General features: G+C 65.8%; 15 protein-coding genes. 7 read left to right on the forward strand and 8 right to left on the reverse strand.

What is annotated here, in order from left to right:
* Window positions 1-130 precede the first annotated feature (130 nt).
* Entirely contained in the window at window positions 131-355 is a 225-nt protein-coding gene (locus tag ACI1US_RS08535; RefSeq protein ID WP_416549578.1) for a DUF7455 domain-containing protein, read from the forward strand.
* 93 nt (window positions 356-448) lie between these two features.
* Here the strand turns inward: ACI1US_RS08535 and ACI1US_RS08540 are convergent, their stop codons facing one another.
* Together ACI1US_RS08540 and ACI1US_RS08545 are read right to left on the reverse strand one after the other, a co-directional pair.
* Window positions 449-1,879, reverse strand: coding sequence for an RNA polymerase sigma factor (locus tag ACI1US_RS08540; protein ID WP_416549579.1), 1,431 nt, complete (start codon window positions 1,877-1,879; stop codon window positions 449-451).
* A gap of 113 nt (window positions 1,880-1,992) precedes the next feature.
* Window positions 1,993-2,925: a proteasome assembly chaperone family protein gene (locus ACI1US_RS08545; RefSeq protein WP_416549580.1), complete on the reverse strand. Its 933-nt coding sequence runs from the start codon at window positions 2,923-2,925 to the stop codon at window positions 1,993-1,995.
* 162 nt (window positions 2,926-3,087) lie between these two features.
* On the opposite strand from ACI1US_RS08545, the gene lpdA reads away from it, so the two are divergent.
* Both lpdA and sucB read left to right on the forward strand, forming a co-directional pair.
* Window positions 3,088-4,461: a dihydrolipoyl dehydrogenase gene (gene lpdA / locus ACI1US_RS08550; RefSeq protein WP_416549581.1), complete on the forward strand. Its 1,374-nt coding sequence runs from the start codon at window positions 3,088-3,090 to the stop codon at window positions 4,459-4,461.
* Between the two features lie 51 nt (window positions 4,462-4,512).
* Window positions 4,513-6,267: a 2-oxoglutarate dehydrogenase, E2 component, dihydrolipoamide succinyltransferase gene (gene sucB, locus ACI1US_RS08555; RefSeq protein WP_461639737.1), complete on the forward strand. Its 1,755-nt coding sequence runs from the start codon at window positions 4,513-4,515 to the stop codon at window positions 6,265-6,267.
* Window positions 6,268-6,306: 39 nt separating this feature from the next.
* On the opposite strand, the gene ACI1US_RS08560 is transcribed toward sucB, so the two are convergent.
* Window positions 6,307-6,822 carry a hypothetical protein gene (locus ACI1US_RS08560; RefSeq protein WP_461639739.1) on the reverse strand — a complete coding sequence of 172 codons (516 nt, stop codon included), beginning with the start codon at window positions 6,820-6,822 and terminating at the stop codon, window positions 6,307-6,309.
* A 359-nt stretch (window positions 6,823-7,181) separates the two neighbouring features.
* On the opposite strand from ACI1US_RS08560, the gene ACI1US_RS08565 reads away from it, so the two are divergent.
* The 4 genes from ACI1US_RS08565 (at window position 7,182) to ACI1US_RS08580 (ending at window position 10,720) form a co-directional block, all read left to right on the forward strand.
* The gene (locus ACI1US_RS08565; RefSeq protein WP_416549583.1) at window positions 7,182-7,871 is read left to right on the forward strand and encodes a DUF4191 domain-containing protein; all 690 of its coding nucleotides are present in this window, start codon (window positions 7,182-7,184) and stop codon (window positions 7,869-7,871) included.
* A gap of 12 nt (window positions 7,872-7,883) precedes the next feature.
* The gene (locus ACI1US_RS08570) at window positions 7,884-8,300 is read left to right on the forward strand and encodes an RDD family protein (protein ID WP_416549584.1); all 417 of its coding nucleotides are present in this window, start codon (window positions 7,884-7,886) and stop codon (window positions 8,298-8,300) included.
* A gap of 166 nt (window positions 8,301-8,466) precedes the next feature.
* A complete protein-coding gene (gene glnA, locus ACI1US_RS08575; RefSeq protein WP_416549585.1) occupies window positions 8,467-9,891 on the forward strand; it encodes a type I glutamate--ammonia ligase in 1,425 nt (474 codons plus the stop codon).
* Between the two features lie 331 nt (window positions 9,892-10,222).
* On the forward strand, window positions 10,223-10,720 hold the full coding sequence (locus tag ACI1US_RS08580) for a hypothetical protein (protein WP_461639742.1): 498 nt from the start codon (window positions 10,223-10,225) through the stop codon (window positions 10,718-10,720).
* A gap of 122 nt (window positions 10,721-10,842) precedes the next feature.
* Here the strand turns inward: ACI1US_RS08580 and ACI1US_RS08585 are convergent, their stop codons facing one another.
* The 5 genes from ACI1US_RS08585 to glnA (ACI1US_RS08605) all read right to left on the reverse strand — a co-directional run bounded on the left by ACI1US_RS08585 (window position 10,843) and on the right by glnA (ACI1US_RS08605) (window position 17,531).
* Window positions 10,843-11,082, reverse strand: a complete 240-nt coding sequence (locus tag ACI1US_RS08585) for a hypothetical protein (protein WP_461639743.1) — start codon at window positions 11,080-11,082, stop codon at window positions 10,843-10,845.
* A 105-nt stretch (window positions 11,083-11,187) separates the two neighbouring features.
* A complete protein-coding gene (locus ACI1US_RS08590) occupies window positions 11,188-11,814 on the reverse strand; it encodes an MBL fold metallo-hydrolase (RefSeq protein ID WP_461639745.1) in 627 nt (208 codons plus the stop codon).
* Window positions 11,811-12,896: an S-(hydroxymethyl)mycothiol dehydrogenase gene (locus tag ACI1US_RS08595; protein WP_461639747.1), complete on the reverse strand. Its 1,086-nt coding sequence runs from the start codon at window positions 12,894-12,896 to the stop codon at window positions 11,811-11,813. Before ACI1US_RS08595 ends, ACI1US_RS08590 begins: the two co-directional genes overlap by 4 nt.
* 268 nt (window positions 12,897-13,164) lie before the next feature.
* Window positions 13,165-16,185, reverse strand: a complete 3,021-nt coding sequence (locus ACI1US_RS08600; RefSeq protein ID WP_461639749.1) for a bifunctional [glutamine synthetase] adenylyltransferase/[glutamine synthetase]-adenylyl-L-tyrosine phosphorylase — start codon at window positions 16,183-16,185, stop codon at window positions 13,165-13,167.
* An 8-nt stretch (window positions 16,186-16,193) separates the two neighbouring features.
* On the reverse strand, window positions 16,194-17,531 hold the full coding sequence (gene glnA / locus ACI1US_RS08605; RefSeq protein ID WP_416549586.1) for a type I glutamate--ammonia ligase: 1,338 nt from the start codon (window positions 17,529-17,531) through the stop codon (window positions 16,194-16,196).
* Between the last annotated feature and the right edge of the window lie 4 nt (window positions 17,532-17,535).

Below are 17,535 nucleotides of genomic sequence, written 5' to 3' on the forward strand. Positions count from 1 at the left end.
CACGGCGAGTGAGGTTTCTCGAGCGAAAACACCGCGGATCGTACGCGGTCAGCGAAACGGCACCCACAAACAGCGCCTTATAGGCTGAGGGATGATTGGATGGAAGCAATTGAACTACCGGGAGGTGGCCATGAGCACACTGGAACAGACCGCTGACGTAGCGGAGGCGACAACGGCGGAACGTCCGCTCAGCGGACTCGACCGTTGCGACAGCTGCGGCGCACAGGCATACGTGCGTGCGACGCTGAGTGGCAGCGAGCTGCTCTTCTGCGCACACCACGCAGCCAAGCATGAGGCGAAGCTTCGCCCAATGGCTGAGGCATGGCACGACGAGAGCCACAAGCTCAACGCGTAACCCGCGCACGGCGCCGGTACGCAGCAGCGTTCGGTAACAGGAAAGGCCCCGGGATTTCTCCCGGGGCCTTTCCTGTTCCTGCTGGGCTCTCGCCTAGTCGAGGTAGTCGCGCAGCTGCTGGCTGCGTGACGGGTGACGAAGCTTCGCCATCGTCTTCGACTCGATCTGGCGGATGCGCTCACGCGTCACGCCGAACGTGTCACCGATCTGGTCGAGGGTCTTCGGCATGCCGTCGCCGAGGCCGAAGCGCATCTTGATGACGCCTGCCTCGCGCTCCGAGAGCGAGTCGAGGAGCTGTTCAAGCTGCTGCTGGAGCATGGTGAAGCCCACTGCGTCGGCGGGCACGATCGCCTCGGTGTCCTCGATGAGGTCACCGAACTCGCTATCGCCGTCCTCACCGAGAGGCGTGTGGAGCGAAATCGGCTCGCGGCCGTACTTCTGCACCTCGATGACCTTCTCGGTGGTCATGTCGAGCTCGCGGCTCAGTTCTTCAGGGGTCGGCTCACGGCCGAGATCCTGCAGCATCTGGCGCTGCACGCGTGCGAGCTTGTTGATGACCTCAACCATGTGTACCGGAATACGGATGGTGCGCGCCTGGTCAGCCATTGCGCGAGTAATCGCCTGACGGATCCACCAGGTTGCGTAGGTCGAGAACTTGAAGCCCTTGGTGTAGTCGAACTTCTCGACGGCACGGATCAGGCCCAGGTTGCCTTCCTGGATAAGGTCGAGGAACTGCATTCCGCGGCCCGTGTAACGCTTTGCGAGCGACACAACGAGTCGGAGGTTTGCCCCGAGCAGGTGGCTCTTTGCGCGCTGTCCATCACGAGCAACCCACTTGAGCTCGCGCTCGAGCTTTTTCGGGAGCCCCTTCTCGGTGCCCAGCTTCTCCTCTGCGAACAGGCCAGCCTCGATACGCATCGCAAGCTCGACCTCCTCAGCAGCGTTGAGAAGCGCAACCTTACCGATCTGCTTGAGGTAGTCCTTGACCGGGTCGGCGGTCGCGCCGGGGATCGCCGTCGTAACCGTCGGCACATCCTCTTCGTCACCAGCCTTGAGCACAATCGCTCCGGTCGGGAGCGGCTCGCGATGCTCAACAGCGGGCTGATCTTCCTCAGCCTGCTCGTCACTCGCCTCGGTCTCGTCGGGCTCGTCGAGGATCTCCTCGACAACCTTCTTCGCGCGCGTTGCAGGCTTCTTTGCGGGAGCCTTCTTCGCGGGAGCTTTCTTCACAGGCGCTTCTGCCTCGGTCGCGTCTACCTCAGCTGTCGCCGTCTTCGCCGCAGCCTTCTTCGTCGCTGTCTTTGCCGCCGCAGTTTTTGCGGTGGTGGTCTTCGCTGCTGCGGACTTGGCCGTAGCAGCCTTCTTTGCAGGGGCCTTTTCTGCCGTGGCCTTATCTGCGGTGGTCTTCGCTGTCGACGCGGCCTTCTTAGCGGGAGCCTTCTTCGCTGGCGTTTCAGCCACGTTCTGCTCTTCGCCCTCAGCCGTCTTCGCCGCGCGAGTCTTGGTCGTTGTCGCTGCTGCCACGCAACTTCCTCTCAGATCTCGTCGGTGTGCATCCTAAAAACTGCGCACACCATGAAAACCCATGTCAAGTCCGCGGTGTTCCCGCGACGTTTGAAATGGGTTCGTAGGGTCTATTATTGCACGCCCGGACCGTCGTTCGGTTCAGGCCCCTCATTCCGCTCCGCGAGGAAGCGTTCGAGCTCGCTCGCCAACTGGTCGGCGGTGGGCATCATTCCGTCTTCCCCGAGGAGCGAAACACGCTCACCCTGGGCCTCGACGTACTTGTCGAACCGGCGCTCGAGGTTAACGAGCATCTCGGTGGACTCTTCGTTCTCGGCGATCTGACGATCAACCTGCACCCTGAACTCGCGCGCCCGCTCACGCGCCTCATCTGTGGCGAAGAGCAGCCCGGTGGCCGCCATGATGTTGTCAAGGGCCGCGCTGAGGAGCTCCGGGTACTCGTTGTTCGCGAGGTAGTGCGGAACGAGGTGAGCAAAGCCCACCACTTCTTCGCCGACGCCGTGGAGGCGGTACTCGAGCAGGTGCACCACGCTCGCTGGAAGGCGCGTGGTGGGCTTCCACACCGAGCGCTCGAGCAGGTCGTCGCGAGTACCGCTGACGGTGCCGACGATCGGGCGCGTGTGCGGGACCGGCATGGGAACGGCCTGCACCCAGGTGGTGACTGAGACCTCGAACTCATGCACCAGCAGGAGGACTGTGTCGACGAACGACTCCCAGCGGAAGTCAGGCTCGAACCCCGAGAGCAGCAGGAACGGCGCTCCCAGGTCGTCGCGGGCGACGCTGAGGATGAGCTCTTCCGGGCTGTAGTCGGTGAAGTGGTCCTCGTTAAACGTGATGAGCGGTCGACGGGCTCGATAGTCGAGCAGCTCGTCTGCATCGAAGCGAATGATTTCCTCGGGCTTGCAGCGCTCCCACAGGTACTGCTCAAGCTGAGAAACGGCGTTCCCGGCATCGCTGGATCCCGAAAGCGCGACAACGAGCGGAAGGCCCTTCGCGACACTCGCGCGGCGTTCCGCGTACACGGCAGAGAAGAGAGATTCGGTCACCTTCCCATTGTACGAAACCCACCGCTGAACTGGCTGAAATGCGCGACAAGCGAACACCCGAGGTTCCGCTCCGGGAGATTCCTAGAAGTAGTAGGCTAAAAGACGCGCACCGCATACCGCGCGGATCAGGCGATAGTTCAAGAGACCCGAGGGAGACCCCACTTGGCCGAGCACCAGTTTGACATTGTAGTTCTTGGTGGCGGAAGCGCCGGATACGCTACCGCAGTCCGAGCAACACAACTCGGAATGACTGCAGCGATTATCGAGAAGGACAAGCTCGGGGGCACCTGTTTGCACCGCGGCTGCGTTCCGACGAAGGCACTCCTCCACTCAGCAGAGGTGGCCGACGTCGCACGCGAGGGCGCAACGTACGGTGTTCACTCGCACGTCGAGTCGATTGACATCACCGCTGTGAACGGCTTCCGCGAGAAGCTCGTGGCCGGCAAGTTCAAGGGGCTCCAGGGCCTCATCAAGGCAAACGGCATCACCGTCTTCGACGGCGAGGGCCGCCTCACCGCTGCAAACACGATCCAGGTCGGCGAAGACACCGTCGTCGGCAAGAACGTCGTACTCGCCTCAGGCTCGTACTCGCGTTCGCTTCCGGGCCTCGAGATCGGTGGCCGCGTCATCACGAGCGAGCACGCCCTTGAGCTCCAGGAGATCCCGAGCAAGGTCATCGTGCTCGGCGGCGGCGTCATCGGCGTGGAGTTCGCCAGCGTCTGGCGTTCATTCGGCGCTGAGGTCACCATCGTTGAGGGCCTGCCCCACCTCGTCCCGAACGAAGAAGAGTCGGTTTCGAAGCAGCTCGAGCGCGCCTTCCGCAAGCGCGGCATCAACTACAAGCTCGGGGTGCGCTTCCAGGGCGTCACTCAGGACGCATCGAGCGTCACGGTCACCCTCGAAGACGGCACGACCATCACGGCCGACTACCTTCTCGTCGCAGTCGGGCGTGGCCCGGCAACCCAGAACCTGGGCTTCGAGGAGGCAGGGATCGAAATGGATCGCGGCTTCGTGCTCACGACCGAGCGCCTCGCAACGAACGTCGCTGGCGTTTACGCGGTCGGAGACATCGTGCCCGGCCTGCAGCTTGCGCACCGCGGTTACCAGCAGGGCATCTTCGTCGCTGAGGAGATCGCGGGCCTCAACCCCGTCGTCGTCGCCGATGCGAACATCCCGAAGGTCACCTACTGCGATCCTGAGATCGCTTCGGTCGGCCTGACCGAGGCAAAGGCCGCTGAGAAGTACGGTGCTGAGAACATCACCGCGTTCGAGTACAACCTCGCGGGTAACGCGAAGAGCTCGATCCTCGGCACCGCCGGAACCGTGAAGGCTGTCCGCCTGAACGACGGCCCCGTGCTCGGTGTCCACATGATCGGTGCCCGCGTCGGTGAGCTCGTTGGCGAAGCCCAGCTCATCGTGAACTGGGAGGCGTACCCGGAGGATGTTGCACCGTTCATCCACGGCCACCCCACCCAGAACGAAACCATTGGCGAGGCCATGCTCAAGCTCGCCGGCAAGCCCCTGCACGCCATCTGAGCCGGCGTCACAAGCTAGTTACTTACAGAGAATTTTAGAAGGAGAATCACGATGAGTGAATCGGTAGTCCTCCCCGCGCTGGGCGAGAGCGTCACCGAGGGGACGGTGACCCGCTGGCTGAAGCAGGTCGGGGAGACCGTGGCGGTCGACGAGCCGCTGCTCGAGGTCTCCACCGACAAGGTGGACACCGAGGTTCCCTCGCCGGTCGCCGGTGTGGTTGAGCAGATCCTGGTACAGGAAGACGAGACCGCTGAGGTTGGTGCCGTACTCGCCGTCATCGGCGATGGAAGCGGTGGCGGCGCAGCTCCGGCAGCCCCAGCCGCTGCTCCCGCAGAGGCAGCCCCGGCAGAGGCAGCTCCCGCAGCAGCCGCACCCGCAGCAGCAGCACCCGCAGCAACGCCCGAGCCGGTTGCGGCTCCGGCGGCTCCCGCCGCAGCTCCCGCGGCCGGTGGCGACTCGCAGGATATCGTCCTGCCCTCGCTCGGCGAATCCATCACTGAGGGCACCGTCACCCGGTGGCTCAAGGAGATTGGTGACACGATCGAGGTCGACGAGCCCCTCCTTGAGGTCTCGACCGACAAGGTCGACACCGAGGTTCCCTCGCCGATCGCAGGCATCCTCCAGGAGATGCTCGTCGGCGAAGACGAGACCGTTGAGGTCGGCGGCGTCCTCGCTCGCGTCGGAAGCGGCGCACCGGCAGCTGCAGCTGCTCCTGCGGCTCCCGCTGCAGCTGCTCCCGCAGCACCGGCTCCCGCTGCAGCTGCTCCCGCAGCACCGGCTGCGCCCGCGCAGGCAGCTCCGGCGCCTGCCGCAGCTCCTGCTCCGGCGGCACCCGCGGCCCCGGCAGCTCCCGCGGCTCCGGCAGCACCGGCAGCTGCTCCGGCGGCTCCCGCTGCCGCTCCCGCAGCTGAGGCTGGCGGCTACGTCACCCCGATCGTGCGCAAGCTCGCGAACGAAAAGGGCGTCGACCTCGCGACCGTCACCGGAACCGGTGTCGGCGGCCGCATCCGCAAGGAAGATGTGCTCGCGGCAGCGACCGCTGCTCCCGCAGCAGCTGCAGCCCCTGCGCCCGTCGAGCGCGTGGTCTCGGACCTGCGCGGCACGACGCAGAAGATGAGCCGTCTGCGGAAGGTCATCGCAGAGCGCGCCGTTGCTTCGATGCAGCAGACCGCCCAGCTCACCACCATGGTGAAGGTTGACGTCACGCGTGTCGCTCAGCTGCGCCAGGCAAAGAAGGACGAGTTCCTCGCCAAGACGGGCTCGAAGCTCTCCTTCCTGCCGTTCTTCGCGGTCGCAGCAGCAGAAGCGCTGCAGGCGCACCCAGTGATCAACTCGACCGTGGAAGGCGATCAGATCGTCTACCCCGCAACCGAGAACATCAGCATCGCGGTCGACACGGAGCGTGGCCTGCTCACCCCGGTGCTCCGCGATGCGGGCACGAAGAACATCGCGCAGATCTCGGGTGAGATCGCGGACCTCGCGGCTCGCACCCGCGACAACAAGCTCACTCCGGACGAGCTCAGCGGTGGCACCTTCACGCTCACGAACACGGGCTCGCGCGGCGCGCTGTTCGATACGCCGCTCGTGTTCCTGCCGCAGTCGGCAATCCTCGGCACCGGCATCGTGTTCAAGGAGCCCGCGGTGGTATCGACCCCCGAAGGCGACTCGATCGCGATCCGCTCGCAGGTCTACCTTGCACTGTCGTACGATCACCGCATCGTTGACGGCGCTGACGCGGCTCGCTTCCTGACGCAGATGAAGGCGCGTCTCGAAGAGGGCAACTTCTCGGCAGACCTCGGCATCTAACCGTCACCGAGTAGCCTCCGCTTCGGCGGACTGAGGAATTCAGGGGCTGGGGTGCAGCGCATTGCGTGCTGCACCCCAGCCCCTCCTTCTTTTTCCTGGCTGCCCGCGTGCGAGCGCCGCGAGCTGCTCGCGGGATGGCGGCACGGGCGTCACGCGCGCTTCGATGGCCTCCGCGAACGCGTCGCTCGCCTCAGCAACCGACCAGGGCAGCTGCCCGCCAACCTCCTCCGCGGTCACCGCGAGACGTTCCAGCACGTAGCCCGCGGCCGCTTCACCACCCCAGCGCCCGGCAACCTCCAAGAGTTCACGCTCCGCGACACCGAAGCTATGGCAACTCGCGTCATGGCCACGGCGGGCATGCGCGGCCCCCGCGCTCAGCGCGCGCCACGCCGCCCGACGCCCCGGACGTGGCACATCGAGGAGCCGGAGTTCCCGCGAGCCCGGGCTGGTGCGGTGGTACCTGCCGCCGCCAACCCGGGTCAGTTCGAGTCGATCGGCGAGACCCGCTCCCAGGCAGGCGCCGCGCGCCCGCACCTCGAGGGCGAGGAACCCCACCTCCCTGAGCGCGTACGCGAGCTCCCTCGCTCCGAGCGCCGCCGACCCCCGGGGCTGCGGGGGCCTTAGAGCGCTCCGCGGCTGCGGGGGCCTCCGAGGCCCCCGGACCCGATCCGGGGAGCGCTCCCGAGGTCTCCCCCACACCGGTCGGTTCTTCCGTCTCACCTGTACTTGCTGTTGCATGGCAGCAGTTTGCCCTGCCAGCGCACCCCAGACGCCTGTGCGCACAGCCCGGTGCGTGCTTTTCTCCTCGTTGAGCAAAATTCGAGGCTGTGGACAACGCTCCGCTCACCGCGAACTCACCGCGAACTCAGGGCGGATTGTCAACGGAGCCCCCGAGAGACGGTACGATGGAAGGTATGGCAGAGGCGAAGCAGAAGTCCCCGGGTCGCATCAAGCAGATGGTGCAGGTGTATCGCAACACCCGCACGGAAGATAAGCTGCTGACCCCGCTGATGCTGCTGTCCTTTTTGGGCCCGATCGTCGGTGCGCTGCTGGTGGCTTGGCTGCTTCCCGGCAGCTGGTTCAGCTGGATCCTCTGGCCCCTGACCGGCATCCTCGCCGGCCTGCTGATCGCAATGATCGTGCTGGGCCGCCGCGCTGAGGCGGTCGCGTACCGTCAGATCGAGGGCCGTCCGGGCGCCGTTGGCGCAATCGTGCAGAGTGCACTGCGCCGCAGCTGGCGCGGCTCAGAGGTTCCCGTAGCGATGACCCGCCAGCAGGATGCCGTCTACCGCGTCATCGGTCGCGGCGGCGTCGTGCTCATCTCAGAGGGCTCACGCCAGCGCACTCAGCGCATCGCGCAGGACGAGGAGCGCAAGCTCAAGCGAGCGATCTCGAACGTGCCGATCTCACACCTCTACGTCGGACCCGACGAGGGCGCAGTCGCGCTCCCGAACCTGTCCAAGGAGCTCCAGAAGCTCAAGAAGTCGTTGAACCGCAACGAGATCGCGGCGGTCTACAACCGTCTCTCCTCGCTGCAGCAGAGCCCCGTTGGCATCCCGAAGGGCATCGATCCCAACCGCGTCCGCGCGCAGCGCCCGCGCTAAGCTCGGAACACGATGTCTCAAAAGTTTGGCGATCTCGCCCCGAGTGATTTTCCGGGCGAGCGTCTGGGCCTCCCAGAGGCCGGGCCCCGCTCCGTCGCTCGCGTCGGGCGACGACTGCTTGCCGTGTGCATCGACTGGGCTCTCGCCGCAATCCCCGCGTATGTGCTCATCGGTGGGCCGCACGCGAAGTGGTGGCACTTGCTCGCATTCGCCGTGCTGCAGATGATCTTCATTCCGACAATCGGTGGATCATTGGGTCACCGTATTGTCGGACTCAATGTCGTACCGATTGCCGGCGGCTGGGTCGGGATCTGGCGGCCCATCGTGCGCAGCCTGCTCGTCACCCTCGTAGTCCCCGCCCTCGTCTGGGATTCAGACCAGCGAGGCTTCCACGACAAGATCGCTGGGACGGTGTTGATTCGCGCGTAGCGCGACCACTGGATCATGCGAACACACGATGTCAGAGCCGACACCGGTGTTCTGTGCGCCGCAAGACGTAACACGCCTGAAACAGTGCTTCCATGCGCTCGAAATGCTGGAAGCATAGGCTTGACCTACGAAGCGGCAGCCTGCCGCACCGAAAAGTGAGGATCCAATGTTCAAGACTCCCCAGGAAGTCATCGACTATATCCGCGAAACCGATGTCAAGTTTCTCGACATTCGGTTCACCGACCTCCCCGGCGTGCAGCAGCACTTCAACATCCCGGCGAGCACGGTAGACCTCGAGTTCTTCGAGGTCGGGCAGATGTTCGACGCCTCCTCGATCCGCGGCTTCGCGTCGATCGCTGAGTCGGACATGCAGCTCATCCCCGACGTCACCACCTGCTACGTCGATCAGTTCCGCGCTGAGCGCACGCTCATCATGGTGTTCGACATCTACAACCCGCGCACGGGCGAGATCTACTCGAAGGATCCGCGTCAGGTTGCGAAGAAGGCCGAGCAGTTCCTGACTTCGACCGGCATCGCCGACACCGCATTCTTTGCACCGGAGGCCGAGTTCTACATTCTCGACTCGGTGCGCTACGAAACCACTCCGCGCCGCACGTTCTTCGAAATCGACTCGGAAGAGGCACACTGGAACTCTGCGACCGAGTACGAGGGCGGTAACCTCGGCAACACGACCCCGCAAAAGGGTGGCTACTTCCCCGTCTCCCCCGTTGACAAGCAGGCCGACCTGCGCGACGACATCTCAATGCGCCTCATCGAGGCGGGCCTCAAGCTCGAGCGCGCGCACCACGAGGTCGGGGCTCCCGGCCAGGCCGAGATCAACTACCGCTTCGACACCATGGTCACCGCGGCAGACGACGTGCTGAAGTTCAAGTACATCGTGAAGAACACCGCAGAGCTGTGGGGCAAGACCGCGACGTTCATGCCAAAGCCCGTCTTCGGTGACAACGGCTCCGGCATGCACACCCACATGTCGCTGTGGGCAAACGGCGAGCCGCTGTTCTACGACGAGAACGGCTACGCCGGACTTTCGGACACCGCCCGCTGGTTCATCGGCGGCATCCTCAAGCACGCACCGTCGCTGCTGGCCTTCACGAACCCGACGATCAACAGCTACCGTCGCCTGGTGAAGGGCTACGAGGCACCGGTGAACCTCGCATACTCGGCAGGAAACCGGTCGGCCGCGATCCGCATCCCCCTCACCGGGTCGAACCCGAAGGCGAAGCGCGTCGAGTTCCGTGCGCCCGATGCTTCGGGCAACCCGTACCTCGCGTTCGCCGCGCAGCTCATGGCCGGCATAGATGGTATCCGCAACCGCATCGAGCCAGGCGAGCCCATCGATAAGGATCTCTACGAGCTTCCCCCCGAGGAGGCCGCGAGCATCCCGCAGGTACCCGGGTCGCTGCAGGAGGCGCTGAGCGCGCTTGAGGCGGATCACGCGTACCTGCTCGAGGGTGGCGTGTTCACCGAGGAGCTGATCCAGACCTGGATCTCGCTCAAGCATGAGCTCGAGATCCTGCCGATGGCGATTCGCCCTCACCCCTACGAGTTCGAGCTGTACTACGGCGTCTAACCCCACGAGGGCCAACGGCCCGGAGTGACGAGAGTGGCTGGGCGGAACGCGAGTTCCGCCCAGCCGCTCTGTCGTTCGCCTCGTCAAGCGGCGCCGCCAGTCTCCGGGTGCAGCCTTCAGCTTTGTCTTTCGGTTTCGATTTTCCGGTTCCCACCCGGAACTGTGTCCGGACCCCTTCACCTTTGCTTGACTGTGAAGCAGTCCGGGCACTCTGCTCGCGACAGCTCAAGTTGAAGGACACCACAAGATGGCGACGTTGTATACCAGAACGACTCACTCAACCGCGGGGGCCAGCCCTCGCAGCGCTTCCGAGAACTAGGCGGGGACCACATTGGCAACGTTCATAGTTCTCCTCCTGATCCTCGTCGTCGCGTTTCTCGTGACCTCCATGGTCTTCAGCCGCAGGGCGAAGCAGCAAGACCACTACCCCATCAGCATCCCCGCGGGCAGCGACGTACAGGGCTTCATGGACTCCGTGCTGGGAGATCTTCCCGGCGGATGGAGCATGTTCGGCGAGAAGCGCACCCACTCAGGTGCCTCCGCAGAATGGGATGCGCACACCGAGGGCGGGAACTTCCTCAACATCGCTACGGGCAACGGCGCACTGGGGTCACTCTACGTCCTCTCAGTGGAGTTGCAGGTCACCGGGACAGACGAGTACGGCCGTCCGACGCAGGTGGGCTATGACCAGGCCCCACCGCAAGACGATTACGAGGGCCACGTCTGGGTGTCGTACACGACCCGCGGCCAGGGCCGGACTTGGCCGCTCCCGTCGAGCCTGAAGATTATCAAGGCGCGGGAGTTCCTCAGCGAAAAGCTTGGCTCGTAGACTCATTCCCGCGAACGAGCCCGACTGGCGTCGGTGAAAATGCAGCGGCCGGTCGGAACTCAGTGTTCCGACCGGCCGCTGCCAGAAGTCTGTGACGCGCGCTCAAGCTGCGCGCTACGGGGTTACTTGCGCTTGCCGATACCCAGATCGCGCGCGGTCGACTTGTCGCCGGTGAAGGAATTCCTGAGCGCAAGCGAACGCACGATGCCGTCCGCGATCTGCCGGGAACGGTCGGCTGCGGTGACGCCCTCGGTAGGCGCCTCCTCGGTCTTCTGGAAGCCCGCCCGAATTTCCTCATCTAGCCCATCGAGGACAGATTGCTGGATGTGAGCTGGGAGACGGCCAAAGCTTTCGCTGTACATAGTGACAATGTTAGGCCAAAGCGCGGCTCTCCGGCGACGCACCGCCGGTATTCGAACAACGTCGTCTCGGGATCCGCGTCTTCGTGCGCGAATCCCGAGACGATTTCAGTGGCCGCGGGCGATCCACTCTTCGAGGTGCGGTGCCTCCGCGCCGATCGTCGTCGAGTCGCCGTGCCCGGTGTACACGACGGTGTCGCCGGGAAGCGTCAGAAGCGCCTCACGGATCGACTCGATGATCGTGTCGAAGCTGCTGTACGAACGCCCGGTCGCCCCGGGCCCACCCTGGAACAGCGTGTCGCCCGAGAACACGGCCCCGAGCGCCGGCGCGACGAAGCAGGTGGAGCCGGGCGAGTGGCCCGGCGTGTGCTTCGCGGTGAGCTCGACCCCTGCGACGGTGAACACGTCTCCGTCGGCGATCTCCGCGTCGGGGGCCTCCGCGTACACGGTGTCCCACAGCATCCGATCCGCGGGATTGAGGTGGATCGGTGCGCCGAGCAGCTGCGCGGTTTCGACGGCAGCGCGGATGTGGTCGTCGTGCCCGTGACTGAGCAGCACAGCGAGGGTCTTGCGATCCCCCACCGCCGCCTTGATGGCTGCGGGATCGTGGGCGGGATCGATGACGATCACCTCGGCGTCGTCGCCGACGATCCAGACGTTATTGTCAACGTCCCAGGTTCCGCCGTCGAGCGAGAATGTGCCGCTCGTCACCAGGTTCTCAACGCGCGCGTTCACAACACCACCACCGATCTCAGTACGTTGCCCGTCGCCATCTTGGCGAAGGCTGCTTCAACTTCGTCGAGCTTGATGCGCTCGGTCACAAATCCTTCAAGGTCGAGTCTTCCGAGCTTCGCCTGATCGATGAGCATCTGAAAGTCGCGGCTCGGCAGGCAGTCGCCGTACCACGACGACTTCAGCGATCCACCGCGCCCAAACACGTCGAGCAGCGGCAGCTCGAGCATCATCTCGGGCGTCGGCACGCCGACGAGCACGACGCGACCGGCGAGGTCGCGCGCGTAAAACGCCTGCGTGTAGGTCTCGGGCCGACCGACAGCGTCAACGACGACGTCCGCGCCGAAGCCGCCGGTGAGGGCCTGGATCGCCTCGACGGCGTCGGCCTCCTTCGAGTTCACCGTGTGCGTCGCGCCGAAGCGCTTCGCCTGCTCGAGCTTTGCGTCGTCGATGTCAACGGCGATGATTGTCGTCGCTCCCGCGAGCTGTGCGCCGGCGATCGCCGCGGTGCCGACACCGCCGCAGCCGATCACCGCGACGGACTCGCCGCGCTGCACGTCACCCGTGTTGATCGACGCGCCGATCCCGGCCATGATCCCGCAGCCGAGGAGGCCGACGGCCGCCGCGTCAGACTCCTCATCGATCTTCGTGCACTGGCCAGCGGCAACGAGCGTCTTCTCGGCGAACGATCCGATGCCGAGCGCAGCCGAGAGCTCGGTGCCGTCTTCGAGGGTCATCTTCTGTGTCGCGTTGTGCGTGGCGAAGCAGTACTGCGCCTGCCCCTTCGCGCACGCCCGGCACTCACCGCACACGGCGCGCCAGTTGAGGATCACCCGGTCGCCGACGGCAACCTCAGTCACACCCTCGCCGACGACTGCCACGCGGGCGGTCGACTCATGGCCGAGGAGGAACGGGAAGTCGTCGTTGATGCCGCCCTGCTGGTAGTGGTAGTCGGTATGGCACACCCCGCAGGTGAGCACGTCGACGACGACCTCACCCGGGCCAGGCTCCGGCACGATGATCGTTTCTACGGTCGCGGGTGCGTTTTTCTCACGCACAACCACGCCCTGCACTCGATAGGCCACGAGTCCACCTTTCTTCAGGAAACGCCGAGGGTGGATCTGACCACCTTCGGCCTGTCGTCAGGCTATCGTGTTTCGGTGTGGCGGGGCCGGGCTAGCGGGTTCGATGCGCGCGGCGGCTAGGAGTCGATGTCTTCTTCGAAGTCGAGGTCTTCGCCTATGAGGATGACCTCAAGCATCTTTGCGAGATAGTTCATGCCGTCAGGCTACGCCGACTCGAACCTGAAAACTAGCCCCATAACGAAATGGTCACGAACTGTTCAGCTTCGCGCTATGCCTGCACCTCGGGGAAGAGCTCGTCCTCGCGGTACCCAAAGAACTCCCGCTCGAATACGGCTCGGGCTCGCCTGCTCACCGCGTGCCACCGTTCAACCAGCTCGGTCGTGCGCCCGCGCGGGTGGCCCAGCACCCCGGCGATGCCCGCAAGGTCACGCCAATCCCGCGGCAGAGCGTCTGAGACGCGCCCATTCCAGAGCCGCATCGCCGACCGCAGCGTGCTCGCCAAACGCCAGGCCTCTTCGAGGGTCTCCGCGTCCTCCCGGTCGATGAGCCCCAGGGTCGCCGCCGCCTGCAGCGCCGCAAGCGTCTCGACGGTGCGCAACTCGGGGTGTTGGGCCCCGTGCTGGAGCTGCACGAGCTGCACGAGCCACTCGACGTCGGTAATGCCGCCGGGGCCGAGCTTCAGGTGCATCCGCGGGTCGTCGCCCTGGGGCAGTCGCTCTCCCTCGACGCGCGCCTTCATCCGGCGTACGTCGCGCAGCTGCTCGTCGCGGAACTCGGCCGGATAGCGAATAGGATCCGCCATCGCGAAGAACTCGTCACTCAGGCTCGTGTCGCCGGCCGCGTGCCTTGCGCGCAGCAGCGCCTGCGCCTCCCAGGTCACCGACCAGCGGTCGTAGTAGCTGCGGTACGAATCGATGCTGCGCACGACCGGGCCGTTCTTCCCCTCGGGCCGCAGGTCGAAGTCGAGGTCGACGGGGAAACGCGGGTCGGAGACGAGGGATCGGAGCTCGCGAATGATCCTCCCCGCCGGCGAGACCGGCCCGACGCCGGTCGCCCCGCCCCGCGCGACGGCGATGAGGTCGATGTCTGAGGCGAAGCCGAGCTCTCCCCCGCCGAAGCGCCCCATCCCAACGAGCGCGATCTCCGGCGGCACTTCCTCGCCAGAGTGATGAGCGCGGATCGCCACGAGCAACGCCTCGAGGAGCGCGGTGTGCGCGCCGTCAAGCCCCCGCGCGACCGCATCCTCGTCGAGCACCCCGACAACGCGGCCCATCGCGAGCCGGAGGATCTCGCGGCGGTGCACGCCGCGGAGTCGCTCGGCGGCGGAATTCAGTGAGGATCGGCGCGACACGAGCGACCGCATCTCGCTCTGCAGCGCCGCCGGCGCGGGCGGAACCAGCAGTGCGTCGCGCTCCAGCCACGCGACGCCCTCGGGGTGGCTCTCAAGCAGACCAGCGGCATACTTCGAGTTCGCGAGGAGCTTCGTGAGGCGCTCGGCCGCGAGCGAACCGTCGCGCAGCAGCCTGAGGTACCACGAGGAGTTGCGGTTCGCCTCGCTCACCTTCCGAAACGCGAGCAGCCCGAAGTCCGGGTCGGTGCCCTCGGCCAGCCACTGCAGCAGCACGGGCGCAAGGTTCCGTTGAATCTTGGCGCTGCGAGACGGGCCCGCAGTCAGCGCCGCAAGGTGGCGCGTCGCGCCCTCGGGATCCATGAAGCCGATGCTCGAGAGCCGGGCCTTCGCCTGCGCGGACCCGAGCACGAACTCCTCGTCGCCGAGCGCCGCGACCGCGCTGAGCAGCGGTGCATAGAAGATCTTCAGGTGCAGCTCGCGGACCTCGCGACGCACCTGCTCCCAGAGCGCCCAGAGCTCCTTCGCGTTCCGCGCGAGACCCGACGCGCGGGCGAGCACGCGAAGCGCCTCATCGTCGCGAGGCATGAGCGCGGTGCGGCGGAGCTCGCGCAGCTGCAGTCGGTGCTCGAGCACCCGGAGAGTGCGGTAGTGATCGCTCAGCCGTTCGCCATCGGAGCGCGCGATATAGCCGTCTTCCACGAGGGCGCGCAGCGCGGGGAGTGTACCGCGGAGCTGCAGGTGCTCATCGTGCTGGCCGTGGACGAGCTGCAGGAGCTGCACGCTGAACTCGATGTCGCGCAGGCCGCCTGGGCCGAGCTTGATCTGGTACGGAAGATCCTCTGGCGCAATGTGCTCGGTGACACGCTCGCGCATGCGCTGCACGGAGCCAACGAAGTCCTCGCGGTTCGACGACGCCCACACGAGGTTCCGGGTCTGCGCCACGAACTCCTCGCCGAGCTCGAGATCGCCCGCACAGGCCCGCGCCTTAATGAGCGCTTGAAACTCCCACGCCTTCGCCCAGCGCTCGTAGTAGTTGAGCATCGACGACAGGGTGCGCACGAGCGGCCCCTGCCTGCCCTCCGGCCGCAGGTTCGCATCGACCTGCCAGAGCGGCAGCTCGAGCGCTGGGTCGTGAATCACCCGCATGACCTCGCGCGCAAGCGCCGAGGCCGCTCGCTCGTCGCCCTCAGCGATGAACATCACGTCGACATCAGAGACCACGTTGAGCTCTTCAGCGCCGCACTTCCCCATCGCGATGACCGAGAAGCGCAGGCCCTCAAGGGCCCCCGCGGAGATACGCGGCGTCGATCCCTCTTCGAGCAGGGTCGCCCGCCCCACGGCGATCGCGGCCTCGAGCGCCGCGTCAGCCATGCACGACAGCGCTGCGGCGACAGCCTCAAAGGCGGGCCTGGCGTCGGGAAGCTCCTCGTGCGAGCCGGCGCTGAGCAGATCGTACAGCGCGACCCCCGTGAGCAGCTCGCGGTACTTCACGCGCAGCGCGTTCCAGCCGGCCTCGCCGCTCAGCACCTCGCCACGGTGCGTGACGGCCGCAAGCATCTCCTCGCGTGCCTCCTCACCGCTCGGCAACCTGCCGTCCCGGCCGGTGAGGCCGCGAATCAAGTCGGGGTGACGCAACAGGAACGTCCCGAGCGCGGGAGATGCACCCGTGACGAGACACAGCCGCCGCCAGGCGAATGCATCGAGACTGATTAGGCGATCCGCATCGGTCTCCGCGAGCCGCAGGAGCAGCGCGAGGGTCGCGTCAGGATCCGCCGCCACCGCAAGCCCATCAAGCAACGCCGTATGGTCAATCCCGTCGAGCATCTCCGAGAGCTCGGCAATGCCATCCCGCGCCGCCGACAGGCCCTGAAACCCGGCGCGGGCATACGCGCTGAGCTCGCCGCGCCGCCCGCCCGGAGCAGTTCCCGTCGCCGACATGCGCGCCGTTAGATCGTGTCGAGCATTGAATTGAGCTCGAACGGGGTGACCTGGCTGCGGTACTCGTCGACCTCGCGACGGCTATCGCGAATGAGGTAGGCGAAGACCTGTTCCCCGAGCGTCTCAGCGACGAGCTCGGAACGCTCCATCACCGCAAGCGCATGCTCAAGGCTCTGCGGAAGCGGGTCGAAGCCCATCGCGCGGCGCTCGCCATCGCTCAGCGCCCACACGTTGTTCTCCGCCTCGGGCGGCAGCTCGTACTCCTCGCGAATGCCCTTGAGGCCCGCCGCGAGCAGCACCGAGAAGCCAAGGTACGGGTTCACCGCGCTATCCATGCCCCGGTACTCGATGCGCGCCGCGCCGCCCTTCCCTGGCTTGTACATCGGCACCCGCACGAGCGCCGAGCGGTTGTTGTGGCCCCAGCTCACGAACGACGGAGCCTCGTCGCCACCCCAGAGCCGCTTGTACGAGTTCACGTACTGGTTCGTGACCGCGGTGAGCTCGGGCGCGTGCCGCAGCACGCCAGCCACGAAGCGCCTCGCCGTCATCGACATCTGGTACTTTGCGCTCGGGTCGTAGAACGCGTTCTCCTCGCCCTCGAACAGCGAGACGTGCGTGTGCATGCCAGAGCCCGGGTGCCCCGCGAGCGGCTTCGGCATGAACGTCGCGTGCACGCCCTGCGCGATCGCGACCTCCTTCACGACCGAGCGGAACGTCATGATGTTGTCAGCCGTCGCGAGCGCGTCCGCGTAGCGCAGGTCGATCTCGTTCTGGCCCGGGCCCGCCTCGTGGTGGCTGAACTCGACAGAGATGCCGAGATCCTCAAGCATGTTCACGCTCTCGCGGCGGAAATCGTGCGCGGTGCCGCCTGGCACGTTGTCGAAGTAGCCCGCGCGATCCACCGGGATCGGCCCCTCGGGGCCAATGTCCTTCGACTTCAGCAGGTAGAACTCAATCTCCGGGTGCGTGTAAAACGAAAAGCCCATGTCGGCGGCCTGCGCGAGGGTGCGCTTGAGCACGTTTCGCGGGTCGGACACGGCGGGCTCGCCGTTCGGAGTGCGGATGTCGCAGAACATGCGCCCGGTCGGCTCGGTCTCGCCGCGCCACGGGAGGATCTGGAATGTCGCCGGATCCGGAACCGCGAGCAGATCTGATTCGTACGCGCGGGTGAGCCCCTCGATCGCGGAACCGTCGAAGCCGATTCCCTCGCTGAAGGCACCCTCGACCTCGGCCGGCGCAAGCGCAACCGATTTCAGCGCCCCCGCAACGTCAGTGAACCAGAGGCGCACGAATTTCACTCCGCGTTCCTCGATAGTCCGAAGCACGAAATCTCTCTGCTTGCTCACGCGG

The sequence above is a fragment of the Leucobacter sp. BZR 635 genome, assembly GCF_048061935.2.
Taxonomy (GTDB): Bacteria; Actinomycetota; Actinomycetes; order Actinomycetales; family Microbacteriaceae; genus Leucobacter.